General features: G+C 51.1%; 27 protein-coding genes. 7 read left to right on the top strand and 20 right to left on the bottom strand.

The features are described 5' to 3' along the window. Positions 1 to 140 precede the first annotated feature (140 nt). The gene (locus AC0YOA_RS33190) at positions 141 to 467 is read right to left on the bottom strand and encodes a hypothetical protein (RefSeq protein WP_475790230.1); all 327 of its coding nucleotides are present in this window, start codon (positions 465 to 467) and stop codon (positions 141 to 143) included. Positions 468 to 665: 198 nt separating this feature from the next. Between AC0YOA_RS33190 and AC0YOA_RS33185 the strand changes: the two genes are divergently transcribed. Next, the gene (locus AC0YOA_RS33185; protein WP_210039765.1) at positions 666 to 932 is read left to right on the top strand and encodes a hypothetical protein; all 267 of its coding nucleotides are present in this window, start codon (positions 666 to 668) and stop codon (positions 930 to 932) included. A 127-nt stretch (positions 933 to 1,059) separates the two neighbouring features. Here AC0YOA_RS33185 and AC0YOA_RS33180 read toward each other — a convergent pair whose 3' ends face one another. The 3 genes from AC0YOA_RS33180 to AC0YOA_RS33170 form a co-directional block, all read right to left on the bottom strand. After that, entirely contained in the window at positions 1,060 to 1,230 is a 171-nt protein-coding gene (locus tag AC0YOA_RS33180) for a hypothetical protein (protein WP_210039764.1), read from the bottom strand. A gap of 238 nt (positions 1,231 to 1,468) precedes the next feature. Further along, positions 1,469 to 1,609, bottom strand: coding sequence for a hypothetical protein (locus AC0YOA_RS33175; protein WP_475790229.1), 141 nt, complete (start codon positions 1,607 to 1,609; stop codon positions 1,469 to 1,471). Positions 1,610 to 1,642: 33 nt separating this feature from the next. Further along, entirely contained in the window at positions 1,643 to 3,448 is a 1,806-nt protein-coding gene (locus tag AC0YOA_RS33170) for an LTA synthase family protein (protein WP_475790237.1), read from the bottom strand. A gap of 322 nt (positions 3,449 to 3,770) precedes the next feature. On the opposite strand from AC0YOA_RS33170, the gene AC0YOA_RS33165 reads away from it, so the two are divergent. Both AC0YOA_RS33165 and AC0YOA_RS33160 read left to right on the top strand, forming a co-directional pair. Then, positions 3,771 to 4,955 (top strand): permease, encoded by a 1,185-nt coding sequence (locus tag AC0YOA_RS33165; protein ID WP_475790228.1) that lies wholly within the window; start codon positions 3,771 to 3,773, stop codon positions 4,953 to 4,955. A 17-nt stretch (positions 4,956 to 4,972) separates the two neighbouring features. Further along, positions 4,973 to 5,944 carry a TIGR03943 family putative permease subunit gene (locus AC0YOA_RS33160; RefSeq protein WP_475790227.1) on the top strand — a complete coding sequence of 324 codons (972 nt, stop codon included), beginning with the start codon at positions 4,973 to 4,975 and terminating at the stop codon, positions 5,942 to 5,944. 78 nt (positions 5,945 to 6,022) lie between these two features. Here the strand turns inward: AC0YOA_RS33160 and rpmG are convergent, their stop codons facing one another. The 6 genes from rpmG to AC0YOA_RS33130 all read right to left on the bottom strand — a co-directional run bounded on the left by rpmG (position 6,023) and on the right by AC0YOA_RS33130 (position 11,023). Next, positions 6,023 to 6,172 (bottom strand): 50S ribosomal protein L33, encoded by a 150-nt coding sequence (gene rpmG, locus AC0YOA_RS33155; protein ID WP_210039760.1) that lies wholly within the window; start codon positions 6,170 to 6,172, stop codon positions 6,023 to 6,025. A gap of 35 nt (positions 6,173 to 6,207) precedes the next feature. Next, a complete protein-coding gene (locus tag AC0YOA_RS33150) occupies positions 6,208 to 7,419 on the bottom strand; it encodes a GTP-binding protein (RefSeq protein WP_475790226.1) in 1,212 nt (403 codons plus the stop codon). Between the two features lie 59 nt (positions 7,420 to 7,478). Then, positions 7,479 to 8,507 carry a metal ABC transporter substrate-binding protein gene (locus AC0YOA_RS33145; protein ID WP_475790225.1) on the bottom strand — a complete coding sequence of 343 codons (1,029 nt, stop codon included), beginning with the start codon at positions 8,505 to 8,507 and terminating at the stop codon, positions 7,479 to 7,481. 99 nt (positions 8,508 to 8,606) lie between these two features. After that, positions 8,607 to 9,500, bottom strand: coding sequence for a metal ABC transporter permease (locus AC0YOA_RS33140; RefSeq protein WP_475790224.1), 894 nt, complete (start codon positions 9,498 to 9,500; stop codon positions 8,607 to 8,609). After that, positions 9,446 to 10,153, bottom strand: coding sequence for a metal ABC transporter ATP-binding protein (locus AC0YOA_RS33135; protein ID WP_475790223.1), 708 nt, complete (start codon positions 10,151 to 10,153; stop codon positions 9,446 to 9,448). The genes AC0YOA_RS33140 and AC0YOA_RS33135 overlap by 55 nt, the downstream gene beginning before the upstream one ends. Before the next feature lie 432 nt (positions 10,154 to 10,585). Further along, positions 10,586 to 11,023, bottom strand: coding sequence for a Fur family transcriptional regulator (locus AC0YOA_RS33130; protein WP_475767482.1), 438 nt, complete (start codon positions 11,021 to 11,023; stop codon positions 10,586 to 10,588). Between the two features lie 189 nt (positions 11,024 to 11,212). On the opposite strand from AC0YOA_RS33130, the gene AC0YOA_RS33125 reads away from it, so the two are divergent. Both AC0YOA_RS33125 and AC0YOA_RS33120 read left to right on the top strand, forming a co-directional pair. Beyond that, positions 11,213 to 11,410, top strand: a complete 198-nt coding sequence (locus AC0YOA_RS33125) for a hypothetical protein (RefSeq protein ID WP_210040028.1) — start codon at positions 11,213 to 11,215, stop codon at positions 11,408 to 11,410. Positions 11,411 to 11,693: 283 nt separating this feature from the next. Beyond that, complete coding sequence (locus tag AC0YOA_RS33120) at positions 11,694 to 13,196, top strand: MDR family MFS transporter (protein WP_475790222.1); 1,503 nt, start codon at positions 11,694 to 11,696, stop codon at positions 13,194 to 13,196. A 40-nt stretch (positions 13,197 to 13,236) separates the two neighbouring features. Here AC0YOA_RS33120 and AC0YOA_RS33115 read toward each other — a convergent pair whose 3' ends face one another. Further along, the gene (locus tag AC0YOA_RS33115) at positions 13,237 to 13,953 is read right to left on the bottom strand and encodes an AAA family ATPase (RefSeq protein ID WP_475790221.1); all 717 of its coding nucleotides are present in this window, start codon (positions 13,951 to 13,953) and stop codon (positions 13,237 to 13,239) included. Between the two features lie 237 nt (positions 13,954 to 14,190). On the opposite strand from AC0YOA_RS33115, the gene AC0YOA_RS33110 reads away from it, so the two are divergent. Further along, the gene (locus tag AC0YOA_RS33110; RefSeq protein ID WP_475790220.1) at positions 14,191 to 15,357 is read left to right on the top strand and encodes an SGNH/GDSL hydrolase family protein; all 1,167 of its coding nucleotides are present in this window, start codon (positions 14,191 to 14,193) and stop codon (positions 15,355 to 15,357) included. Positions 15,358 to 15,374: 17 nt separating this feature from the next. On the opposite strand, the gene AC0YOA_RS33105 is transcribed toward AC0YOA_RS33110, so the two are convergent. The 3 genes from AC0YOA_RS33105 to AC0YOA_RS33095 all read right to left on the bottom strand — a co-directional run bounded on the left by AC0YOA_RS33105 (position 15,375) and on the right by AC0YOA_RS33095 (position 17,052). Continuing rightward, positions 15,375 to 15,752, bottom strand: coding sequence for a VOC family protein (locus tag AC0YOA_RS33105; protein WP_475790219.1), 378 nt, complete (start codon positions 15,750 to 15,752; stop codon positions 15,375 to 15,377). A gap of 156 nt (positions 15,753 to 15,908) precedes the next feature. Further along, a complete protein-coding gene (locus AC0YOA_RS33100; protein ID WP_210039751.1) occupies positions 15,909 to 16,049 on the bottom strand; it encodes a hypothetical protein in 141 nt (46 codons plus the stop codon). A gap of 46 nt (positions 16,050 to 16,095) precedes the next feature. Then, positions 16,096 to 17,052, bottom strand: coding sequence for a carbon-nitrogen hydrolase family protein (locus AC0YOA_RS33095; protein ID WP_475790218.1), 957 nt, complete (start codon positions 17,050 to 17,052; stop codon positions 16,096 to 16,098). A gap of 250 nt (positions 17,053 to 17,302) precedes the next feature. On the opposite strand from AC0YOA_RS33095, the gene pdxR reads away from it, so the two are divergent. Next, positions 17,303 to 18,745, top strand: coding sequence for a MocR-like pyridoxine biosynthesis transcription factor PdxR (pdxR, locus tag AC0YOA_RS33090; protein ID WP_475790217.1), 1,443 nt, complete (start codon positions 17,303 to 17,305; stop codon positions 18,743 to 18,745). A 133-nt stretch (positions 18,746 to 18,878) separates the two neighbouring features. Here the strand turns inward: pdxR and AC0YOA_RS33085 are convergent, their stop codons facing one another. The 6 genes from AC0YOA_RS33085 to AC0YOA_RS33060 all read right to left on the bottom strand — a co-directional run bounded on the left by AC0YOA_RS33085 (position 18,879) and on the right by AC0YOA_RS33060 (position 26,070). Next, the gene (locus AC0YOA_RS33085) at positions 18,879 to 19,814 is read right to left on the bottom strand and encodes a phosphotransferase family protein (RefSeq protein ID WP_475790216.1); all 936 of its coding nucleotides are present in this window, start codon (positions 19,812 to 19,814) and stop codon (positions 18,879 to 18,881) included. 33 nt (positions 19,815 to 19,847) lie between these two features. Next, positions 19,848 to 20,873 carry a THUMP domain-containing class I SAM-dependent methyltransferase gene (locus AC0YOA_RS33080; RefSeq protein WP_475790215.1) on the bottom strand — a complete coding sequence of 342 codons (1,026 nt, stop codon included), beginning with the start codon at positions 20,871 to 20,873 and terminating at the stop codon, positions 19,848 to 19,850. Between the two features lie 351 nt (positions 20,874 to 21,224). Next, the gene (locus AC0YOA_RS33075) at positions 21,225 to 21,503 is read right to left on the bottom strand and encodes a hypothetical protein (RefSeq protein ID WP_475790214.1); all 279 of its coding nucleotides are present in this window, start codon (positions 21,501 to 21,503) and stop codon (positions 21,225 to 21,227) included. Positions 21,504 to 21,656: 153 nt separating this feature from the next. After that, on the bottom strand, positions 21,657 to 22,589 hold the full coding sequence (locus AC0YOA_RS33070; protein WP_475790213.1) for a manganese-dependent inorganic pyrophosphatase: 933 nt from the start codon (positions 22,587 to 22,589) through the stop codon (positions 21,657 to 21,659). 120 nt (positions 22,590 to 22,709) lie between these two features. After that, positions 22,710 to 23,660, bottom strand: a complete 951-nt coding sequence (locus AC0YOA_RS33065) for an alpha/beta fold hydrolase (protein ID WP_475790212.1) — start codon at positions 23,658 to 23,660, stop codon at positions 22,710 to 22,712. Between the two features lie 316 nt (positions 23,661 to 23,976). Further along, positions 23,977 to 26,070, bottom strand: a complete 2,094-nt coding sequence (locus tag AC0YOA_RS33060; protein ID WP_475790211.1) for a transglycosylase domain-containing protein — start codon at positions 26,068 to 26,070, stop codon at positions 23,977 to 23,979. Between the last annotated feature and the right edge of the window lie 161 nt (positions 26,071 to 26,231).

The raw sequence follows: 26,231 nt of genomic DNA, 5'->3' as shown, positions 1-26,231 counted from the left end.
AACGAAGAACGGATTCAATTAAAATTAAACAAACTGACGCCGGTTGAGTACCGACGCCAGCTCATAGCCTAGGGCTTTTTTCATTGTCTACAAATTTGGGGCTTGACCAGTCCCTTATATGGGTTCGTATATGTTTTTATTTAAGCTCCGGTTAGTAACGCGTGCATATCTTCGTCGCTTCTTTCAAAGCTCAGCACTTCTTCCGCATGGATATCCCGCCTGTCAGGCTTCATAAACTTCTTCCCCTGCAGGTAGTACCCGTTCTCCCTTGCCATGGAGTAAAAAGCACACAGCTGATTGGCAATCCGAACGGCCTGCTCTTCCGAATGCGCGGAATACAGCGTGTTGCCGGAACCGAAAGGACTGTTATTGCTTTGAATGTTGACATCATATTGCCCAATGCTGTCATCTTCCTGCTTCACCGTAATGGTTGTGTTATAGCAGTTCACAAGATATCGGACCGTCATGTCATTCACCGCCTTGATTCAGTTTGTTTTCGGCTTGCCGTATTCCTTATTACACACATTGCTTCACAATTAACCATAATCGTATAATAAATATAGCAAAGGGGTAATTTCACTTTGACAAAAGTGGTATAATCCAATTAGTATTACTAAGCACACGCTTATGCAAATAAAAATCAAATATGTGAACAGGAGATAAACATGGCGCTTAAAATTCATATCAAAAACCTTGTAGTGGTGGACAGCAATGAAGCAGAAGGACTTTACCATTTTGTTGCCACACTGACGGACAACACCAAATGCCGGCTTATTTACAGCAAGAAACCGGATTGGGAGTTAATCGGCGTTAACCGCCTGCTTACCGTTCCATGCCCGATTTGCCGTAAAGACTACTATTGCAACTGTATGTCCAAGCACGCTTCCGAGTTTGAGAATGAAATCAAAGAAAAAGGGCTGATCAAGATCTAACCCTTCATTCCCTGTCGACTCGCTAAACGCTTCGATCCGTTTGATTTGATGAATTTCTGTCTTAGGCTTTACGATCAAATCATACGGGTCCAAACGTATGCGGATTCGCATTTCAGCCGCTCTTCCGCTATGCTTTATTCAGTCCTTTGTCCGCATGCAGCAAATTCTCTCTCAGCTTCTTATCCGCCCTGTAATAGCTTTGACGCACAAGCTCATCCGCGCATGGCCGCTCCAGCTTATTCTCCTCTTTATTCTGATCCGGATTCGTACGGTTTATGATTTCATACAAAATTCCCATTCGGTCGCCTCCTGTCTCGCTGCCTTATTGCCTGCCTGGCCTGGAACAATGGCTGCATTCGCCGGCACATGCTTTTTCTATGTATATGCGGCTGTATTCATTTTAATTGATAATGATTATCATTGTCAATTAAAAGAAACGAATTCGCCGTCCTTTAGCGGCAAGCAAATTTCTCCCCGAATATAATTGCAAAAAAAGAACCGTACAGACTAGGCTGCCGGCTCCAGGGTTAAAGCTGTTATTCTTTTTTTTCCTGATTTTTTTCCTCATGATCTTCCCATCTCTTCGAATACGCCTTATTGGTTACCCAAATGGTCAGCCAGACTACAATGACCCCAATAACAATTGCTCCAATCCAGACGCCTGCCGGTACCCCCATGCTGATCCTCCTTTATTGTTGGTATAATGGTATCTATTTTCGATTTGGGAGAGAACGGACATATTGGTCCGAAAGCTCCATCAACTTAAGCACGTAATCGTAGTCTTTGCGGTAAGCGGAGAAATCAGTCACGGGCTTCAGCGTTGACAATGATGTTGCTTTACCGTCCTCGAATCCTTTGCCGGGAACAAACAGGATGTCATTGTTGAAAAATGAGCCCGTCGGCAAATAATAGCGCATGCCAAACACATTGTGATCGATATTCAGCAGATCGTGGCCAAACGCTGTAAATTTCTCTTCGCTTAGGGAGACTCCAAGCAGATTGGCAATCGTCGGCATGATATCAAGCTGTCCTCCAACTGTGTTTACAACCTTGCCGTCCGTCTCTCCGGGCATGTGGATAATGAGCGGGATGTTAAACCGGGAAACCTGCGGATCATACGTGATGCCAAGCTCTGAGCTGATAACAGCGGGATCAATTTGATCGGGCTGCAGGCCGAAGTGATCCCCGTACAGAACCAGCACCGTGTTATCCCACATGCCGTTTTGCTTCAAGCGGTCAATGAGCGTACCGACCGCATAATCCGTATAGTTGACGGCGGCCAGATAGCTCCCAAGCTGCGTGCCTTTCAGCGCCTCCGGTATTTTCATTTTCAAACGATCCTCCGGCACCTCGAACGGGAAGTGGCTGGATACGGTGACGAATTGGGCGTAGAACGGCCTGCCCTGCTTGCTGAGCTCCGAAAGCTTCTCTACCCCGACGCGGTACAGCTCCTCATCGGAAGCGCCGAAGCTGTTGAAATGATCATTGGTATAAAACGGTTTATCGTAATAATGATTGAAATTAAGCGCCGGATAGAGCTTGCTCCTGTCCCAGAAGCCCACATCATTGACATGGAACGTATCCGCTTCGTAATTGCGTTCCTGCAGCAGTCTTGGCATACTCGGCAGCATGCGGTCCCCGTAGCCTGTCGACATCGCTATTTTCCCCGTTGGATAGATGGACGTGTTCGACATAAACTCGGCATCGGAGGTGTTGCCCTGTCCGATTTGCTGGAAGACATGCGGGAAGTACATGCCCTGATCAGCCAATCCGTTCAGGACAGGCGTCAGCTCCTTCCCGTCCAGCGATAGATGGATCGGAAAATTCTGAAACGCCTCCATCTGGATGACGATAACGTTCTTTCCTTTGGCTTCCCCGAAAAAAGCAGGCGCTTCCCCCGGCTGATCCTTATATGCATAGGATGCCTGAAGGTCACTAATTTCCTGGGCGATCTCATCCGTATTGCCTTCCGCTGCTATGCTGTTATCCTTCACGGCCTTGATGGCCGAGGCTACCTGATAATTTAGGAATCCATCGGTCTCGGCCGCCACCAGCTCATTCTCAATGGGCATGCCCAGCTGGATGTATCTGGCGGATATCGCGATGCAGACGACGAAAGTGATGAGCACGCCTATTTTCCAGATGGAACGGTTGGCCGGCAGGCGCACTCCGATGATTCTGAGAACAAGCCAGCCTATGATGGCAATAACGATATCGATAAAATAGAGATAATTGCTTAACTCAACCGTGGACTGAACGCTTGATTTGATTTGCAGCACCTGATCCAGATTATAAAGCGCCGTATAGGTCGGCACCGAGCCAAAATGCGAAAAATATAAGGTGGCTGCAAACAAGGTGAGCGAATAGATGAAATTAAACAGCCAGAATACGATGGACTTCACCTTAAGCGGCAGAGCGAGCTCGAACAGGCTCAAAATAACCAGTAATGCGGCGGCGTCTGTCGTCAGGCGGCTCCAGGCAATATCATGAAAGAAAAAGCTGCGCAGCAGAATCATTTTCAGAAGCAGCAGCAGGAATGTGATATAAAAGAGAGGAATACGGCGCCGCTTCTCATCCTGGAAGGACAGCGTATATCGTTGTTTTCTGAATAAAGCATTTTCCACGAAAATCCAGATCCTTTCCTATTCATTTATTCATGTCCTCCAGTATAACATTTACGGACAGGCTCTTCTATATGATCCGGCCCAATCATGCGCCATATGCCCCCAATCTGCAAGATTGACAAAAAATAGACACTTGGTTTGATCTATTTACCAAAAGGGATAAATCTTTTATACTTAATCGTAATCCTTACTAGTTACGAAAGGTCGGTCCAATATGCCCAATTCGATTTACCGCTGGAGCCTGAACATTGTCACGGTCGGGATATTGGCCGCTCTGCTGCTGGTCTTCACAGGACATCGTATGCTATCGGCGGATCTGTTACCTGATATTTCGGCAGCCCAGTGGCAGAGCCTGAAGACGGTTTTCGTCAGTATTTTTCTGGAGGCGCTGCCCTTCATTCTGCTTGGCGTGCTCGTTTCTTCCTTCATGAACCTGTATATTTCCGAGGAGCGAATGCGCAGATTTATCCCCAAGAATCCGCTGCTGGGTGTTGTATATGCCTGCCTGCTGGGGATTCTGCTTCCCGTATGCGAATGCGGCATGATTCCCATTGTGCGCCGGCTGATCAGCAAAGGCATGCCTGTCTATATCGGAATTACTTACATATTGGCTGCCCCGATCATCAATCCCGTCACTTTCGCAGCGACCTATATGGCCTTCCGGCTGAATACGGACATGGTATATTTCCGGATGGGACTCGCCTTCGCCGTTTCTGCCATAGTCGGGCTGGTGCTGTATCACCGGGTGAAAACCAGCCCGCTTAAATTTGCCGCCGCTTCCCTGGAAGCGGGCGAATCTGCTGCCGGCCTTTCCGGCCGTCCGCATGACCGCTATTCGCAAGTTCCAATTCATAGTGATTCCGCGCTTTGGCATGGCGCCCATGAACATGTCAGCGGCAGTCATCATCAGGCGCATATGCATGATCATCATATCCACGGGCATGGACATGCGCATGATCACGACCATGATCACAGCCATGCATCGGGAGGCAAATTCCTCTCCGTATTCACGCATGCCGCGGATGAATTTTTTGAAATGGGCAAATTTCTGATGCTCGGCGCTTTCCTGACAGCCCTGATCCAAACCTTTGTCAGCCGGGATTATCTCGTTTCGCTCAGCGGAGGCGATCTCGGCGCGCATGCTCTGATGATGGCTTTTGCCTTCCTGATCTCGTTATGCTCAACCTCCGATGCTTTTATCGCCGCTTCCTTCAATGGGGTATTTCCCAAAGGAGCCCTGCTTGCTTTTCTGGTCTTCGGACCGATGGTTGATTTTAAAAATACGCTCATGATGCTGGCGGTTTTCCGCTCGCGTTTTGTGTTTGGGCTCATTGTCCTGATTACAGCTGTCGTATTGATCCTGTCTATCGTTGCCGGACAGCTTTGGCCAAATCCATAATCAAGGAGGCGCAAGCCATGGAAGAACAATCCGTTGGACGCCAGGTCATCCATCCGATCATCCGTGCGGTTATACTGGGAGGTATCGCGTTCTATATTGCCCGGCTGCAGCTGACGGGGCATCTGACCTTGTATATCGCCCCGCGTATGACGATTTACGTCAAGCTCGCTGCAATTGCTGTTTACGGCGTAGCCGTTGTACAGATCTACCAGGCTTTCAAGCTGTGGAACGGCAAAGAAGACGACTGCGGCTGCGAGCATCCGCCTTCGCCTTCTCTCTTACGCAATATACTCGTATACGGCCTGTTCATCGTCCCGCTTGCCGTCTTCATTTTCACCCCGGACACAACCATCGGCAGCGCGATGGCCGCCCAGAAGGGCATGACCTTGAGCACATCGGGAAGCATCAAGATGAAAGAAAAAAACACCGCTGCCGATCCATCGCTGCCATCGGCTGACGCAAACGCTCAAGCCGCCTCTGCTCCGCAATCAACGCCCGGCAGCCCGGAAGATGCCCCATCCGCTGACGGTCCCCAGTCGGAGCTTGCGAAGCTGTTCCCGGCAGATGAGTTCACCGAGGCATATTCCAAATACGGCATGGAGCTCTACCAGAAGCCGCTCATTACCGTCACCGAGAAGAATTATATGGAAATCCTTACGACTATCGATTTGTATCTGGATAACTTTATAGGGAAGAAATTGACCATGGAGGGCTTCGTATACCGCGACGAAACGCTTGCTGCCAATCAATTCATTCTGGGCCGCTTCGCCGTCCAGTGCTGTACGGCGGATGCTCTCCCCTACGGCGTGCTGGTCAATGCGGCAGATGCCGGCGGGTATAAGAACGATACCTGGCTAAGAATGACCGGGACCATTAATAAAACCCAGTATAACGGCACAGACGTCATCCTCTTTACAGCCGGCAAATCCGAGAAAATCAAGCCTTCCGATGATCCCTATGTATATCCGGACTATGATTTTGGCCTATAGTCATGCTTGCTCGTGTTTATCCGCAGGTAAAAGCCGCGCTGCAGCAGCAGCCCGGCTTTTACCTGCGCATTATAGCGATTATCTCGTTTCCCGGTGAATCGTGAATTTTTTCAGGCGCGGACTGTATTTGCGCAGCTCCAGCCGCTCGGGATGGTTGCGTTTGTTCTTGGTTGTCGTATAGTTGCGGTCTCCGGTTTCCGTGCAGGCAAGTGTAACAACGACTCTCATGGTTATCAACCTTTCTTGGTTTTAATGATTTGATTTTAATGAAGCACTGCTTCCTCTTCCTGAACCGGATTCGGCAGATCATCCTGGAAGCTGCTCCAATCTTGCTCAAGCTCCTCATCCGACAGCAAGCAATCGTCCAGGGTAGAGATGATCTGCGGTCCGTCCATCTCGATGCCGATGAATACAATCTTGTTAATCCGGTCCCCATGCACTTCATCCCAGTCGGTGAGCAGCTCCTGATCCTCAAGCAGAACAGCCTGCCTCTCATCCTCGGGCAGTGCGGCAACCCAGTAGCCAGCTGGTCCAAACTGGATGGATGGGCCTGCCTGACTGATATTCTGGGCCATATCATGACGCGAGGACAGCCACATCATCCCCTTCGCGCGGACAATGTCAACCGGCCAGTTCTCCATCCACTGCAGCAGGCGTCCGGGATGGAACGGTCTATGACGCTCGTAGACAAATGACGAGATGCCATATTCTTCGGTTTCCGGCACATGAACAGGCTTGGCCATTTCCTTCATCCAGCCTGCCGACGTGCTCGCCACGTCGAAGTCGAATAATCCGGTGTTCAGTATTTCCGCCGGGTCAATCATCCCTTGACTGCTGCGGATCAGCCTGGCGCTCGGCTGCAGCTTGCGCACCACGCCTTCCAGCTCCGTCAAATCCTCTTCATCCACCAGATCGCATTTGTTCAGAATAAGCACATCGCAGAATTCAATCTGATCGATGAGCAGATCGACGACATCGCGGTGATCGTCGTCGCCCACCGCCTGACTGCGCTCCAGCAGCGTATCGCCCGAGGAGAAGTCATGCCAGAACCGGTAGGCATCGACAACGGTCACCATGCAGTCCAGACGGCAAAACGCAGTCAAATCGATTCCATGCTCCTCATCGATGTAGGTGAAGGTCTGGGCGACCGGAAGCGGCTCGCCGACGCCCGTCGATTCGATGAGAATATAATCGAACCGGTTATCCCTGGCCAGCTTTTCCACTTCCTTGAGCAGATCCTCGCGGAGCGTGCAGCAGATACAGCCGTTGGACATCTCCACCAGCTTCTCATCGGTCCGGGAAAGGCCTCCGCCGTCCTTGATCAGATCCGCGTCAATGTTGACCTCGCTGAGATCGTTCACGATTACCGCAACCTTCAAGCCGCTCCGGTTGCTCAGAACATGATTCAATACCGTGGTTTTGCCTGCTCCCAAATAACCGCTCAATACGGTTACGGGAATTTTGGTCGTATTCATGAATCACAACGTCCCTTCAATTACGTAATTATTACGATAATGACCGGAAATTAAAAGCACTATTCATTCAACGCTTTCTCCAGACCTTCAAGATTGGATTTCATAACGGCGATATAATCCAGATTTTTGCTGATTTCTTCTTCAGTCAGCCCTTCCAGAGGATTAAGCACATCCGTTTTGGCTCCTATTTCATCCGCGATGGTTTGGGCGACTTTCGGGTCAACCAGTGTTTCGAAGAAAATGGTTTTCACTTCGTTTTGTTTGGCGAACTCCACTATTTCAGCCATTTTTTCCGGAGACGGCTCTTCCTCCGGCGACAATCCGGCAATCGGAATCTGGGTGATTCCATATTCCTTGGCCATGTATCCAAAAGCCGCATGCTGGGTCACAAATCCTTTTCGTTTCGTATTGGCAAGACCTGTCTTATAGGCATCATCCAGCTCCTGGAGCTTGTCAATATAAGCTTCGCCATTCTTCATGTAATCCGCTTCATTGGCAGGATCCGCCTGAATGAGCGCAGCCTGGATGGCAGCCACTTCCTTCTGGGCAAGCGCCGGGTCAAGCCATACATGGGGATCAAGAACGGGACCGGCATCCGCTGGCGCCTCTTCCCCTTCTTCCTCCTCCGCCGTTCCTTCCATCAGAGCAAGGCCCTTACTGGCTTCAACGACAATCCGTTTGTCATTGGTTGTGCTGCTTATCGCGTCGTTCGCCCAGCCTTCAACGATTCCGTTGTAAACAAATACATCGGCTTCCTGCACTTGAACCATATCCTTGGCGCTTGGCTCCCAATCATGGGGCTCCGTACCGGAAGGGATCAGTCCAACGACATCGGCGTGATCGCCGGCCACCTGTTTGCTGAATTCCACCATTGGATAAAAGCTGGCGACGATTTTCAGCTTCTTGCCGCTATCCGCATTTGTGCTGCCGTTTGCCCCATTCGAAGCAGTTGTGCTGTTTGCAGCCGCTGCATTGTTATTGCCTGTGCTTGTTGTATTGCCCGCATTATTCGTATTTCCTCCGCAGCCCGCGATCAATACCGCTGAAGCAGCCACCACTGCCAAAGATTTGCTCAACCCGAATTTCATTGCTCTTCCTCCTTGTGATCTTTACCAGCCTGAAGGCGCCCGATTCGGCATCCATATCCCCTTTCGGGCCTTCAGGCCGGCTTGTTCTCTTTATACTGCTTAATGAAGCGATGAATCTTTAGAAAATCGGGGCAGCTGCCCTATAACGGCCGCCTCCGGTTCCTTCCTGGTTTTGCTCCTGCTTCTAATCAGCCATGCCGCGAATTTCTTGACGCCGATGCCGGCGATCAGAATGAACAGCAGCAGCAATGCAATCGTACCGCCGGGTGGTGTGCTGAATTGATAAGAAGCGGTCAAGCCGGAGAAGACGCCAATCAATCCGATGATCATCGCGTAAATCAGCGCCGCCGTGAAGCTTGGTGCAATCCGGATCGCGAGCGCCGCCGGAAGAATGATGAGCGAGGAAACAAGCAGCACGCCGACAATCGGCATGGCCGCCGCCACAATCATGCCCGTCAGTACGCTGAAGCCAAGCGATATCCATTTTACGGGCAGCCCGCTTGTTCTGGCTGTCTCCTCGTCAAACGTAATTTGATAGAGGGGCCTCCGGCAGAGAAAGAAAAATAATCCTCCGGCGATTGCCACCGCGGCCATTAATTTCAATTCCGTACTGCTCACAGCAACGACCGACCCGAACAGATAGGAGGAGAAGCTTTTGTTCACGCTTTGGTTAAGACTCATCAGCACAACCGCGCTGGACAAGCCGCCGACCATAATAATGGCAATGGAAATCTCGCTGTAGGTTTTATAAGAGCGTCTGACATATTCCACTGCTATTGCGCCAATAATGGCAACCGCAAATCCGGTCAATGTCGGATTGATATGAAGATAAGCGCCGCCCGCAACGCCTGCAAGCGAAACGTGAGAGAGCATGTCTGCCATGAGCGCCTGCCGGCGCAGCATCAAATAAACGCCAAGCACCGAGGCCACCAGCGCAATCAGCCCACCGGCATAAAATGCCCGCTGCATGAAGTCGTAGTGCAGCATTTCCATCCGCCATCCTCCTTCCGAACGAGCTCGATCACCCGGTCCAGATAAGGACTGACCTCCGATAATCCATGGGTCACCATAATAACAGTCCTTCCGTACTCCTTCACCTGATGCCGCATGAGCTCATAGAGGCCGAATCGGCTCGCCTGATCCATACCGGTCGTAGGCTCATCGAGCACAAGCAGATCCGGCTCCTGCGCCAGCGCCCGGGCAATACAGATACGCTGCTTCTGCCCGCCTGAGAGCTCCCCGATCCTGAGGTGCCGCAAATCCCACATGCCGACCTGGCGGAGAGCCTGCTCGGTGCTGTCATGATCCTTGGCTTTCAACCGGCGCAGCCATGAACCGTGAACATACCGTCCGGACCGCACAAATTCTGCGATCGTACTTGGAAATCCGCTGTTGAAAGCGGCAATTTGCTGCGGAACATAACCGATGACAAGCTTGTTTCCTGTGGCATTCATGGGGGATAAACGGACGTCCCCCTTCCACGGATCCAGCAGGCCCAGCACCAGCTTCAGCAGTGTTGTCTTGGAGGCGCCATTGGGTCCGGTCACGGCAACAAACTCATCCGAGTGGATCTCCAGACTTACGTCTTCCAGACAGGGCACATCCCGGTATCCGAACTCAACGCCTTGCATTTCGGCAAGCAGCATGCTTGAACCCCCCTTCCTTTCTCTGATAGCACAAATCCATTCTATTTATATGTAAGTTTTACGATTTTGAGACATGCAGGAAGAAACGGGTTCCGCCGTCCTTTGGCGGCGCAGTTCATTTCCTCCAACAGAAATATAAGCAAAGTATCGAGGTAGTTGATATTTTCTTATATTTTTAGAAGAAACGGCTCCTGCCGTCCTCCGTTTTCCTTAATCGTAATATTTACTCAATGAAGTTTACCAGCTAACGCAGCATTAGTCAATGCCGCAGACCAGCCGCCTTTTATTCCCTTATCCGTGGCGATGCAAGCCGTTCTGCCTCTCCAGTATGAACCTCAAAAAAATAAAAAGGGCCGATTCCCGCGTGGAAATCAACCCCTTAACCGCTTGCCGTCCTTTATTTTAAACCGATTCCTTGCTGCAGCAAGGGGATCAGGCCGATGCTTCCACCTGGCAGGTTTCACATATCCCGTAAACCTCGAAGCGATGATTAATGATTTTGAAATTACCCGGCAGCTGCAGGGAATTTTCCATGGGACAATAATCAAAGGTCAACGTTTTCTCGCAGTTGACGCAAATGAGATGGTGATGGTGATGCGCGGTGCAGCTGCCCCTGAATTTGAGCCCGCCGTCCATAAAATAAAACTGCTCCAGCGCTCCCATCTCGCTAAGCAGCCGCAAATTGCGGTATACCGTATCAAAGCTGAGGCTCGGATATTGGACAGTCATCAGATCATAAACGTCTTTTGGGGACAAATAGCCTTCACGCTTCGTAAAAATCTCCGCCATCATGCGGCGCTGCTCCGTTATTCTCCAGCCGTTCTTCACCATAACATCAATAATCTGCTGCATCCTATTTTGTTCAGCCATAGTAGCAATCCTTTCAACTTGAGTCTTCATTTCATCATGCCGCACTTTATGAAGATATGTCAAGACTATGAACGTTTACACGCGCCAACATGAGCCAGATGCAGGAAGGACTGTATATTCAAACCCAATTTGCAAAAGCTAACCCCGTGCCGAGAGCGATCGGCAATATGAATGAGGAGGCAACTGACAGTGTCCAATAATGTGAACAAGGATCGGAACCGCCACGGCGGAAGCGATAATAACGGGCAAAGCCAATCCGAGGTGCATGGCGGCGAGTTTCGCAATGGACGAAAAAGCATGTTCAAGAATAACAATCCCCAGGGGGATGAAATACCAAACGAATACATCAGCAAACTTGAAGACGATATTGAGGAAGAACAAAAATAATCTTGCCATCGCAAGTCGAGCAGCCGGGAAGCTCTTCAACATGGGGGCTTCCCTTGTCTGCTGCGGCATTATAAAGAAGCGGAATAAACATAAAAAAAGAGCACCCTGTTTGGGGCGCACTATATCAATAAGTTAACTTACCGGAAAGAAAAAGTCTACTCTTTTTTCGATTTTTCCGTTATATTTTTTATGCTGCTTTCGCAGGCCTGCAAACAGCACCAATATTTCCGGGACTTCCTGACGGCAAGATAAAGGGACTTCCTGAGAGACGGAGTGTGCGATATTGAAACAACATGCCCATATCAAATGGATTACAGCCGGGCTGCTGCTTGGCTTGGTACTAGCTTCACTCGATCAGACCATCGTGTCCACTGCAATGCCGACAATTGTTAAAGATTTATCGGGACTTCATCTATACAGCTGGGTATTCGCGATCTACATGCTGGCCTCCACTACGACTATTCCCATCTATGGAAAGCTAGCCGACCTGTTCGGACGCAAAAAAGTGTATATGACCGGCTTACTGGTATTTCTGGCAGGCTCTGCTCTGTGCGCCATGTCCGGAACGATGACGGAGCTCATAATATTCAGAGCCGTTCAAGGCCTGGGTGCAGGCGCTTTAATGCCCATTGCCTTCACCATTGTCGGCGATCTGTATCCGCCTGAGCGGCGGGGAAAATTTCAGGGATTGTTTGGCGGCGTTTTTGCGCTGACCAGCACCCTCGGCCCCACGCTCAGCGGAATCATCGTCAATTATTGGCATTGGGGATGGATTTTCCTGATTAATCTGCCTATCGGGATCGCTGCGGTACTTATTATTCTGATCGCCATGAAGGAGAGCAAAGGCGCGGAGAAACGCTCCATCGACTGGTATGGGGCGGTCACGCTGAGCGGTGCGGTCGTTTCCGTTCTGCTCGCTCTGGTGCTGGCAGGCGGAGGACAGGAGGACGGGACTCATTTGGGATGGGACTCCTGGCAAATCGTGAGCCTATTCGCAGCCAGCGCCTTGCTGCTGGGATTGTTTCTATGGATTGAAACGCGGACCCATGAACCGATTATCCCTCTACAGCTGTTCAAGCTGCGGGAAATCGCGTTCGGCAACATCGCCGGATTCTTCATGAGTGCGGCCATGTTCGGAGCTATTGCCTACATTCCCTTGTATATTCAAGGCGTTATTGGCGTGAGTCCTTCTGTAGCCGGATATGTCCTAACCCCTCTGATGCTGTCTGTCGTTATCACTTCAACCTATGGCGGACGGCTCATGAGCAAGGTATCCTTCCGGACCCTGCTTCTGCCAAGCCTGGCCATGATGGCCGGCGGTCTCCTGCTGCTGAGCACTATGACCGCAGAGACAACCCTGGCGCAAATTATTCTCTATATGATTGTGACCGGCCTTGGCATAGGCGCCGTTTTTCCTGTCCTTGGAACGGCCGCCATGAGCGCCGTGGATTTCAATAACCGGGGAGCCGCCACCTCATCCTCGCAGTTTTTCCGTTCGATCGGCGGGACAATCGGAGTCAGCGTGTTTGGCAGTCTGCTGGCACAGCGGATGACTCTCGATCCGCAGCAGCTGCTGGATAGTGATTCCCGGAGCAAGCTCTCCGGCAACGAACTGCTGGAGCTTCAGCAGTTATTCAGCAGCGCTCTGGATCATCTGTTTGCAATCGGCAGCGTGCTCGTCCTGATTGCGCTCGCGGCGAGCTTCTTCATGGGCAATGCGCGGCTTGTCCAGCGGCCCATCCGCACCAGCCCGCCTGCCGAGCAGCCGGCTTCCCTTACTGAATAAGCGCATGCTCACAACAAGCTTATCCCGCAGCAGACAAGGATCAGTCAATCAGCTCATTTAGATAGCTTTTCCTGTTTTCCAGAAATCTTCGGGTGATCTGATAATGATCGGTATCCTCATAACGGATCATTGCCGGCGGCTTTTCGTCAAAGCTGTAAATATCGGCGTTCGGATAGCCCAGAAGAATCGGGGAGTGGGTGGCAATAATAAGCTGCGCATAACGCTGCAGCTCATGAATCATGCTGAGGAACACCAGCTGTCTTGCCGGAGACAGCGCAGCCTCGGGCTCATCAAGCAGATAAATTCCCCGCTGCCCGAACCTGTTCTTGAACAGGGAGAGGAAGGATTCGCCGTGCGACTGCTCATGCAGCGATTTGCCGCCGTAAGCATCATAAACGGATGCGTGCTCCCTGGCGATGTCGTCAATATGGTTGGCAAAATTATAAAAGGATTCCGCCCGCAGAAAAAAACCATTGGTCAATTTGGGCATCCACGATAGCCGGATATAATCACCGAGCTGTGCTCCGGAGGAGGCCAGCTCATATTGATTGTTGCGTCCGCCTCCTGCTGTGTTGAAATGGCATTGATAAGCGATCGCCTCCAGCAGCGTTGATTTGCCCGATCCATTCTCTCCGACCAGAAAGGTTACATTCTTGCCAAAGCGCAGCCGATCCAGAGACTTAATGGAAGGAATATTGAACGGATACCTGTTTCCCGCAGGTATCTTTTCTTTAAGCGTACTCACTTCAAGCAGCATCGTTAGCTTCCCTTCGTTAGACCGGATTGAGCAACTCGTCACATTTCGACCCGATATCCGTCTCAGAATAACCTACATCCAGCCAGGACACGAGTAAATAATTGTAAAAAATATAAATTTTGTGCAGTTCATAAATAAATTTTTTATGAAAAGGTTCTGTTATTATTTACATTAATCATTGTAAATGATACGATTTGTATCGTAATAAACAAAACTAAATAGTAGGAGCTGGTGATATTGAAGAGAATGATTAAATTATTCTTAATAAAACCGATTCTGCCAGCAGGGTTTCTAGTCATCATTCTTCTTTTCACATTATTTTTAGGCAGTCAAAATTTGCAGAACAAAATCAGGATGACCTCGACAGTAAATGCCGCTTCCCTACAGATTCAGCCAAATTCCTCGAATGTGTACGACAAAATGAAGACAGGCTCATTCATCAACTATCTGGTGATCGGAGATGCTATCGGTCAAAGTGACGGGACTGGCCGCAAGCGGGACAAGTGGTTTTACCGGTTCGAGGATCAGATGAAAACAACCCGCCAGGTGACGGCGCTGCGAACGCTGGTCACCAATCCCGCAGGTACTGTTTTCGGAGGATGGTCTGACTACTGGAAGCTCTTGAACGTCAATGCCAAATATGACCTGGCCATTATCAGCTTCGGCCAGAATGATCAGGCTGCACTGGACCCGCAAACATACGGTGCGATCAACGAGAGCTTGATCCGCAATATCAAGAACCGTAATCCAAAAGCTGAAATTCTGCTGTTTATCGAAAACACCGTGAAGAATAACGCTTACCCCGATATACTCAAAAAACTGAGTGCCTATTACGGGCTCACCGCAATCGAGACCAGAAACGAATTCCTCTCCAACCAAAAAGAAAACCTGACGGATGACGGCACTCTTCCCAATAGCCGCGGATATGAGCTGTACACCGGCCAAATTATGCAAGCCCTGGAAGCCAATCTGAACGCTGGCAAAGCCATAACAGCGATTCCCGAATCGCCTCTTTTTCCTGATTCGGAGCTGTTCCATACAGGAAATGAAACGATGATTTCCCCTTCTGACATGAGCTCGCAAGGATTTGTTGAAAACAACAACCGCTATACAGGCAGCCGCCCGGGGGACTATATCAGCAGTTCCTTCGAAGGGAACGTGCTGGGTCTCAATGTCGAGACTTCAAGCAGCGGCGGAATCGGCAAAGTATATATAGACGGAAAGTTCGCAGGCCTGGTGGATGCCTATTCCAAAGTCTCCACGACAAAAAAGATGTTCATAACCGGCGGTCTGACATCGGGCACGCATTCATTTAAGCTGGTCGTCACCGAGAACAAAAAGAAAGAGTCCGCAGGGACGACGATCAGACTGCTTAATCTAATTACCAGCGATGACAAGTCATAAAAAAAGCAAAAAACTGTTCAGTTCGGCCGATATGCACCAAGCTCATTGCCGAACGGATCGACGAATTTGATTACCCAACCGAAGCCTTCATCCTGATACATACGGATGAAGGTATTATTTTTGTCGAGCTGCTGCTTCAATTGAACCATATTCTCCGTAATGAACATAAAAGCCGGCATTGGAATATCCTCCTCCGACAGCCATTGAACCTTCGTTTCCTTATTGCTGTGGTGGAGCATCAAAAAGGGGCCTTTGGCAAAACGCAGCCATGCTGCATGCTTATGTACAGATTTAACCTCGAGTCCGAGCACCTCGGAATACCACTGTGTCGCTTTCTTCAAATCATTGACGGGCAATTGAACATGGTCTACTCCCTGGATGTAATGAGTGCGCAAGAAATTCCCCTCCCCAGCCGCTTCATACCCCTTTGACAGGGCAGTACAGATTATTGCAATCATACCATATTTGGCAATAATCTGAAAATAACCCTTTCAAAAATCTTACATGGCAAGAAGCGGCCTTGCCGGCCTTAAAGAGGAGGCTGCCCTATGCTAATTGTCTGTCCGGTCGATCTCGCTGGTCCTGTCCTCCCATCTGCGGGAATAGGCTTTGTTCGTTACCCAAATGGTTATCCAGGTTACGATAATGGCAATAATAATCGCACAAATCCATACAAAAGCAGGTACACCCATTTTGTCCACCTCCCTTATCTATTGTGAAGCAGGCTGCCGCCAGGTCCTATACGTTAAAGCGAACAATGCTCTGCTTCGACTCGTTAACAGTCAGCTGGAACACATCAGGACGGCTGTAATGGCCGACTGCGTCAAAGTCAAACCGGCTCTGCGTTACCAGCGCCATGTCCAGCTCGGCCATAATAAGGCCTTCTTCATCATACAAAGGCTGGGCGACATATTCGCCCAGCGGCCCTACAACCGCGCTGCCGCCACGGCACAGCACCTCCGGATCGCCTGCGATATTGTCATAGCCGTATAAATCCTCGGGATAGGTCGATTTTGTTGCGTATTGATTGCTGGAAATGACGTAGCAGCGTCCTTCGCAGGCAATATGCCGGAGGGTAGCCTGCCATGTATCGCGGGCATCCGCAGTGGGCGTGACCAGAATATCGATACCTTTGGCGTACATGGCCGTTCTCGCCAAGGGCATATAATTCTCCCAGCAGATCAAACCGCCAATACGGCCAAAAGGCGTGTCGATCACCGTCAAGGTGCTGCCGTCCCCCTGCCCCCACAGCAGCCTTTCGGCTCCTGTCGGCATCAGCTTCCGATGCTTGCCCAGCACTTCCCCGTCCGGCCCTATATACAGGATGGTGTTGTAAAGTGTACCGCCGCTGAATTCCCCGTCGCGCTCAACCACTCCGATAACCAGATAAAGACCGGTCTCACGGGCAATCTCGCCTAGACGACGCGTATCCTTGCCCGGAATATCGACAGCGCTCTCCCAGTATCTTGCGAAGTCCTTGCGGCCTTCCATCGTTCTGCTGCCAACCCGGGCGCCGAAGGAAAGCCCTCTCGGATAGCCGGCGACAAAAACCTCTGGAAACACAAGCAGACGGGCATCTTGAGATTGCGCTTGCGATGCGTAATCGGCGATACGCTCCAGTGCCGACTCCTTGTCAAATAGAACCGGCGCCGCTTGAACGACTGCAATCCGTACATTTTGCCCCATCCTGACCATCCTCTCCTGCAAGCCCTAATTCATCTCTGTTGAAGATGCAATTCTGTTCGATATGCCCCTATCATAGAAGCAAATGACCCCCTTGTAACCAGCCAATTGGATTAGAATAAACCCATCCATTTGAGGTGAAATGATGAATTGGATGGTCAATTGCAAATCCAATCGGCAGGCTGTATGATAGCTTGAACCGGTTATGATACGTTTGTACCGTTCAAGCCTGTATTTTATTTGTCAAAGGTGTGACTTCTAGATGTGGAAACCTGACCGGCATTCGAAACAGCCGATATACCGGCAAATCGTGGAGCATTTGGAGCGGAGTATTGCATGCGGCGAGCTTCCTCCGGGCAGTCTGCTTCCGTCCGAGCGGAAAATGGCGGAGCAGCTGGATGTGAACCGCAGCACCATTGTTCAGGCCTATGAAGAGCTGCGCGCATCCGGATTGCTGGAAAGTGCTGTAGGCAGAGGCACCAGCGTCAGCCGCACCAAATGGGGACTCACTCCATCCCATACGCCAAATTGGCGGCAGTATACGGAGGGAGGAGCTTTCCTTCCCAATCTCCCGCTGATGCGGCGTATCCGCGAAGTCGTCCGTCATGACGCGAATTTGATCGATATGGCAAGCGGCGAGCTATCGGCCGATTTGTTTCCCAATAAACTCGTCCAGGAACTGCTGCGGGAGCAGCCCTTTACGGAGCATCTGGGCTACGATCATCCCCAGGGCAGCCCGGCGCTGCGCACGACCCTGGCAAGGTTTCTTGGCCGCCGGCACGGGATAGCCGCCACGGAATCCTCCATATTGATTACATCGGGTTCCCAGCAGTCCCTGTACTTGATCACCCAATGCCTGTTATCACCGGGAGATGCGGTAGCGATTGAGGATCCCTCCTACTGCTACTCCTTGCCGATGTTCCAGTCTGCAGGCCTTCGCATCTGCCGGCTTCCAGTTTACAAGGACGGCATTGATCCGGAGGATGTCGCCAGGCTGTACCGCGAGCACCGGATTCGAATGGTCTTTCTGAATCCCAATTTCCAGAATCCCACCGGGAGTATTCTCAGTCTGACGAAGAGGAGACGTCTTCTGGAAATCGCCGCAGAACTCAGGATTCCCATTGTCGAGGACGATCCTTTCAGCCTCACCTCGATGCTGCCGGAGCCTCCGCAGACATTGAAAGCACTGGACAAGGACGGCATCGTGATGTATATCGGCTCCTTATCCAAAATTGCCGCCTCCGGCCTGCGGATTGGCTGGCTTGCTGCCCCGCAATCTGTCGTCAGCCGGCTCGCGGATGCCAGGCAGCAAATGGATTTTGGGCTCAGCATCGTATCGGAATGGCTGGCGGAACAACTGATGCGCTCCGGACGTTTTGATGACCATATTATCCATTTGCAGATGGCGCTGCAGCAGAAGCGGGACGAGATGATCGACGCCCTGAACAAATATTTGCCGGATGCCGTCACCTTCGACCTTCCGCATGGCGGTCTGAACCTGTGGTGCAAAATCAACCGGAAGGTAAATGACAGCCGTCTGCTGGAGGAAGGAATCCGCAGCGGAGTCGTATTCGTCCCCGGAACCGTGTATGGATCAGAGGAAGGTTATATCCGGCTCAGCTACGCCAAGCCCAGGCTTGAGGATATAGAACCGGGGATCAGGGCTTTGGCCCATGCGCTGCTTGGACAGTCAGCTGTCCGCTGAGCTCCTTCAGTAACAACCGGTATTTTCCTCCCTCCGAAATAAGCAAAGCTTAGCCAAATAAACGCTTACTTATATTTCAAATAAGCCTTTCGGAACTGCTTCCGAAAGGCCATAGAAATGAAGGGGTGATTCATTATATCTTATTCCCGGCAATACGGCGGAGCAGATCGTCCCTTACATATACATAGGCATGCTCGTCATTGGTTCTGGCATAGAACCGCAGAGCATCAAGACCCTTGCACAGCAGAGCCGAGAGAAACCTCTCTTCAAAATGCCTCATCTCTTTGCCTTCAGCTTGACAATGCTTATAATAAAGTTCGGGAAGCCTGACATGCGGCGACCACAAATCAAAGGTGGCCAGGTCGAACATATAATCGCCATACATCGCCATTTCCCAGTCAATCACGCCGGTCAAGTGCGGCCCGTCTGCGATCAGATTTCCCGTATGAAAATCGCCATGAACCAGATAACGTTCCTCCTGGCTGTACGCAGCCAGCCTCATCATCCTGCCGTATAAGGCATCGAACAGTCCTTTATCCAGGAAACTCCCCTCAAACAAACCATGCCAGCCCTGCCAGAATCCCGGCTCTTTCTCATCGAAGGACGATTCCAGATGCGCCTGCCAGCTTGCTTGGCTGCCATTGCCGGAAGGCAGAATCCATCCGAACCCCTGTGTCTCCCCCACATTCAGCTTGTTTATCCCGGCAAAAAGCTTAATCAGCATGGATTGGAGCAGGGGCAGCTGATCCGCATCATATTGAACCAGGGTCTTTCCCGCAGCGCGCTTGGAGATCGCGAAGTACATCCCGTTAACTGGCCCGATTTCAATAATTGCCGGAATTGGCAGCTCATCTGAAGCGAAATGGTCGGAGAGGTAACGCTCTTTTTGAAATCCGCTCTCCTGGGCATTAAAACGAACAACATAATCCTGCTCCCTGAACCGGAAGAAATATGCGCGGTTGACCTCTCCCTGTTCAATAGCCTCCAATCCTGAAACAGGCTCTCCCCAATAATCCTGCAGAAAAGCAGCGGCGGACTGGCCGTCTATATCAGACTTGATGACAGACATATAAATCCCTCTTCTCTTTTTATTAAATGTCAGCTATTTGGTTAAACGGTAGATCGCGGGTTGAATCCCTTTCAGACTGATCCTCATCAGCTCCGTACAGTCAAGCCCGTATTGCTCCGCTGCCGGGCGAAGCAGTGCGCCGTCTTCCGCAAGAAGAACAGCTCTGCCCGCCGAGTCAAGCAGCCTGGACATTTCCCTGAGCAGAGCGCCATACAGCTCCTGTAATGACTCGCGCTGGCCTATTTGCCTGCCGAACGCCAGGTTGCTGATAATCGTGCTGGCCCAGCCTTTGTCAATCGGCAGATTCCTTGCATCCCATTGATGAATAGCTGCCGGGAACCTCTCGGGCAAATTATGCCTGCTGGCCTGAACCGCATTCGCGGAACAATCCCCTCCCCTGATTTCCCGAAGAGGATAAGCCAGGCGTTCGCCTACTAAAGTTCCGGATCCGCAGCACGGGTCGATGATGCGGTCGGCAGGCTGCGGCGATGACAGCCACACAAGCGAGTGGGCAACGGTTGGGCGAAGAGCACCGGGAGTGAAGATGCGGTCCCTGGAGCGGTATCTAAAGGTAGAATCCGTCATACGGAATGAAAAAACAGCCGCATCATCATCAATATCCAGGCGAAATTCGCAGCTGTGACTCTCAGGGCTTCCCTTTCTCCACCCGCGATAATGCCTCCCGATGCCGCACATGGCCGCCTCAGCCGCCTCAAACCGGCTGTAGCTGTGCGCACCCTTCCGGCTGGCATTGACCACGAATCCTCCCTGGCGCAAGCCGGCGGTATCTGCAAAAGATAAATCGCATGCCGCGATATTCTTCAGCAGACTGGGCAGGTCCGAGCGGTGCAGCCCAACGGAAAAGCAGCAGATTACACGGTATATATTATCTGCGGTGCGCAAGGACAGAAGATCGCGGGCGGGCAAAGCCGTTTCAAAAAAGATTTTTCCTCGTTTAATCGACTTGATTTGCGCCTCCGGAATTTTACGGGTCATTTCATCAGCCAGGACGGCTTCTATTCCGGGGAGCACCGTGGCCATATAATGAATTCTATTCATGCTGGGTTCCTCCGATAATGGAAAATCGGAAAACCGGCTGAACGCAAAAAAAGCCGCAAATGAACAAATGTCCATTCACAGCTCAGGCATACAACGGGTAATAACTGAAATAACCCTGTTTATTTGCAGGAGCAACCGATTGACCGTAATGTTCAAGACATTTCCGGTATCCCAATCAAGCCATGAAAAATCAATCCGGCCACCCGACCGAATCTTCTCATCTCAATTTGGAAATACCGTCTATTCAGTTTATTAGGACTGAACAGCTGTCAAGAATACGGTCATCATCATCACGGCAAACTACCTCCTGCTTCAACATACTTTTTATTCTATAGGAAACGCTTGCAGCAATCAAGATTTTTTGAGATAACGCCTATAGCCAAGCTTTCCCAAAATAAACAGGACACTTCCTGCCAGGACAATAAATATGAACATGTAGATCTCTTGATTCGGACTCTCCACCCGGCCAAAAGAAACCTCGCTTGCAGCCGGCTCCACCGTTTTATACGCCTCGGCAATGTCAGGCACATATTTGATGGTCATGTAGACGCCTTGTCCAATCTGCACCGCCAAATAAATAACGGCGAGCGCAGCCCCTGCCAGCAGGCTTTGCAGAATGGTCCTGATCAATTCCCCCAACTCCTTTACGCAGATGCCAAAAGTTCACTTTTCACATAATACCATATATTAGGGCCTTTGATATCCATTATGAAAATTACTAAAATTGGAAATAAAAAAGCCGCAGGCGCAAAGGCCGGCGGCTACTCTCTGAATCGATTAGAATTACCAGTTGTTCAACGTATCCGTCAGAATAGGGACGATTTGCGATTTGCGCGACACAACGCCCTTGAGGATTGCTTTGTTGTCGGCAAGCTTGACGTTATAAGCTTTTTCAACAGCACCGGATACTTTGCCAAGCGCAAGTGCAACGGAATCGTTATTGAGAATATCGGTCACGACCAGCAGGAACAGGTCGAGTCCTTTATCGGCGATAATACCGCTCAGTGCATCTTCAAGCTCGGCTTGACGGGAAATCACATCATTGGTATCCACAGCGTTTACTTGAGCGATTTCCACTTTATAGCTGCCCATCGTAAACTCCTTGGCATCAAGGGAGATCAGTTGAGCGATCGTCTTGTCGCTAAGGTCTGCTCCCGCTTTGAGCATTTCCAGTCCGTAGCTGTCAGTGTCCACGCCGGCGATCTCGGCAAGCTCGCGGGCTGCCGCAATATCCTGCTCCGTGCAGGTCGGGGATTTGAACAGCAGGGAATCGGATATGATGGCGGAGAGCATCAGACCGGCAATCTCTTTGCCGATTTTCAAGCCGTTTTCCTTGTACATTTTATTGAGAATCGTCGCTGTACAGCCAACCGGCTCAGCGCGGTAGTATAAGGGCTGACTTGTCTCGAAATTGGCAATACGGTGATGGTCGATAACCTCCACAACGCGAACCTGATCAATATCGGCAGCGCTTTGCTGGCGTTCGTTATGGTCAACCAGGATAACGCTGGAAGCTTCACCGGCAACCGTCTCCATAAGACGGGGTGCTGCGGTGTTGAACTGTGTCAACGCATATTGCGTTTCTCCGTTCACTTCACCGAGGCGAACGGCTTCAACATTCAGACCCAGCTGAGTTTTCAGATCGGCGTAAGCGATTGCGGAACAAATGGTGTCCGTATCCGGGTTTTTGTGTCCGAAAATAAGTATTTTTTCCATGGTTGTTCTCCTTAATAATGAAATTTTTGACGAGATCCCTTATATTATAACGAATTATTCGCCTTATTCCTATGCTTTATGTAAGAAATTGAAGAAGCGGTTTGTTCACACTTCAGACGATTATGAATGCGCGGTCTGTTTCGCCGGTTTTATTACGGTCCTGTAAATCCATTTGAGAACATCGCCATATACCTGCTCACGGCCAATTTCATTGAGGATTTCATGCCGCATGCCTTCATACAAGGTCATCCCCAGCTGCATTACCCCAGCTTTACCGAAAGAACGGTAGGCTCTTTTCACGGTTTTGCCGTAGGCGCCAACAGGGTCATCCTGACCGGAGAGCATGACAATGGGCAGATTGCGCGGCATGTGCCGGATGTTGGATTTCTTCGTAATGTAGAGCAGTCCGTCAAACATATCCCGAAAGCCGGCGGCTGTAAAAACAAATCCGCACTGCTCGTCATCAATAAAACGATCCACCTCCGCTTCGTCGCGGGTGAGCCAGTCCTGGAGCGTTCTTGCCGGTTTAATCCGGCGGTTGAAGGATTTATAGGTCAGCTTATTGAGAAAATGACTGCGGTACATGCAGCCCTTGGTCATGATCTCCCATGCCGCAATCCCTCTCCCCAGATGAAGCAGCACCCTGGGCTGATGCGCCGTTCCGATCAAAATCATACCGTCCAGCTCCTCACCGGCTATAATGGCATAATGCCTGGCGAGAAAGGACCCCATGCTGTGCCCGACCAGCGTCAGCTTCAAATCCGGATGCTCGGATCTGGCCAGGGCTGTCACACGCCTCAGATCGCTCACCATGCCCGCCCAGCCGTTCCGTTCTCCGAAGAAGCCGAGCTCCTCCCGCTTCCCCACCGACCAGCCATGACCACGCAGATCGCTGGCATAAACAACCAGCCCCCGTGCCGTCAAATATCTGGCAAAATGCTCATAGCGCCTCGCATGCTCGCAGGAGCCATGGATTAAATGAATCAAGCCCGTGATCTCTTCGCCTTCATCCGGCTCCCACTTGTACAGATGAATAGCTTCTCCCGGCAATTGATGATGAGTGCTTCTCATGCAGAATTCCTCCGTTCTTAAAGTACTCCGTCTTTATTTTGCCGTTATTTTCAACATTTCAGTCTGAATAATCAACTCCTATTCAGCTGCCAAAGAAAAAGACCAGGATCTTGATCCCGGGTATCCGGTATGCCCGCTTCATGCTAACCCCCCTTAAATTTATCGCGTGCGTGACGCACAAATCAAGCTTCCGGAACAAAAAAAGATGTCACCCGTGTTTAGCGGCGACATCCCGTTTATCTATATAAAACGCAAGAGGCCGGTGATTAACCGGAGAGCAGGCAGAAAATTCTTCAGAAGCAGTTTTCTCCACTATTCAATCGTCATCGTCATCGTCATCATCTTTATGTCTGTCGTCTTTCTTATGTCCACCATGCTCCCGGTCACGGGGATGATCATCATCTTTTTTACCCCACGGGTTATGCCATTTTGGTTCCTTCTGATCCTTATCCGGGTTCTTGTGTCCCTTCTGATCCTGATTCTCAGCGTTGTCATCGACGTGACCGCCATGCGCATTGCCGCTGGATGTGCCCGGCGGATCCGGGAACTCCATGACCGGCTCGCCCTGCAGCGCTTCATTCATCAGGACCTGAAATACGGCAGCCGCGGCTTTGGAGCTTGTGGTTAAATAATGATCGGCGTCCGTATGATCGTATCCGAGCCATACCGCTCCCACCAATTGAGGCGTGTAACCGACGAACCAATTGTCCTTGGCTCCCGCCCCTCCGGTTCCCGGCATCTCCGTCGTCCCCGTCTTCCCGGCAGCCGGACGGCCAGCCAGTGCGGCGGCTTTCCCGGTTCCATCCTGCACGACCCCTTCGAGCTCTGCTGTCATCATACGGGCGATAGCCGGATCGGTCGTCTTCTCTCCGGTTATATCTCCTGCATCAGCGAGAACCTCGCCGCTCGCGGTCTCGATCCGGATAATCGAATGTGCCGGCATACGGGTACCGTCGTTGGCAAATACCCCGAAGGCTTCGGCCATCTCAAGCGGGGATACGCCTTCCTGCAGACCGCCCAAGGCAAGTCCCAGCGTACGGTCGGCATCCGTCAGCTCAAGCCCGAACCGGGCCGCCGCATCCATCCCCGCATCGATGCCCATATCGTTAAGCAGCCGGACCGCAGGAATATTATAGGACTCGGAAATCGCCTCATGAATCGTCACCTCGCCATGGTAAGCCCCTCCCGCATTCTGCGGCTGGTACCCCCCGTAATTAACCGGTTCGTCGACGATTTTGTCTTCCGGGCGGTAACCCTTCTCGAAGGCCGGCGTATAGACCGATATCGGCTTCATGGCTGATCCCGGCTGCCGCTTCAACTGAACGGCGCGGTTGAAGCCGCGGAACGGCTGCTTGCCCCTGCCGCCGATAAGCGCCTTGATACCGCCATCGCGGGGATCAACCAATACGGCTCCGCTCTGGATCAATTGATCCGCCGCGCTTGGGGGGAACAGCTCCTCCTGCGCATAGACTTGTTCAGCCGCCTGCTGCATACGCGCATCCAGCGTCGTATAGATCCGCAGACCGCCATGCAGAATTTCACTCTCTGTCAATCCGTATTTGGCGGATGCCTCGCGGATAATCTGATCGACATAATACGGATACTTCAATGCCGTATCCTGCTTGGATGCAGGATTCCGCAGTATGATCGCTTCTTTGACCGCTTGACTGTAAACCTCCTCCGTAATCCGGCCCTGGTCCTTCATAAGCTGGAGCACGACATTGCGCCGGGCTTTGGCCTGATCCGGTTTTTTGTAGGGGGTAAGCGCAGATGGGGCCTTGACAAGGCCTGCCAGCAGTGCAGACTCCGATACTGTCAGTTCCGAGGGGGATTTGCCAAAATAGGTTTCCGAGGCATGCTTGATCCCCCATGCCCCTTCTCCGTAATAAATCTGGTTGACATACATCTCCAGAATGTCGGATTTATTATAATTCTCCTCTATCTTCTTGGCGAGCAGCACCTCGTTCCACTTGCGGGACCATGTCCGCTCCTGGGACAGGAACACATTCTTGGCCAGCTGCTGTGTGATGGTGCTTGCGCCCTGTCTGGTTTCTCCGGACGTGAGATTGGTATAGAGCGCCCGGCCGATCCCCCAAATATCCATGCCGTCATGCTCGAAGAAACGCTTGTCCTCGACCGCCACCACAGCATCGATGAATGACTTGGGCAAGCTTTCGTAACGGACGGCTTCGATGGTGCCCAGCGCGATCCGGCTGGCCTCCTTGCCGCTCGCTTCATATAGAATAGTCGCCGCAGGCAGCGGCTCAGCCAGCTTTGAAATATCCTGCTTCGCAACCATCATGCGGAAGATCTCCCAACCAGCCGCCGCCAAAATACATACGATCACAAATGCAATCATTATCACTTTCCAATGTGTATGCTTCGTCTTGTTCTTCATAACCGGATTCATATGCTGCCTCCAACCTTGATGTCCCTTATGCCGTTCCTATAAAGATTCGCAGGAATCCGCCATTTTCAGTACGTTCAGGTTGTTATCGACGTGCATGGCATTCATGCATGCGGCTTGAGGATGTGGTTATCCCCCGGAATGCACCGCCGCACAGCGCTCTG

This window comes from Paenibacillus sp. JT22N12 (genome assembly GCF_056269365.1).
This window is presented reverse-complemented; position numbering and strand designations above follow the sequence as displayed.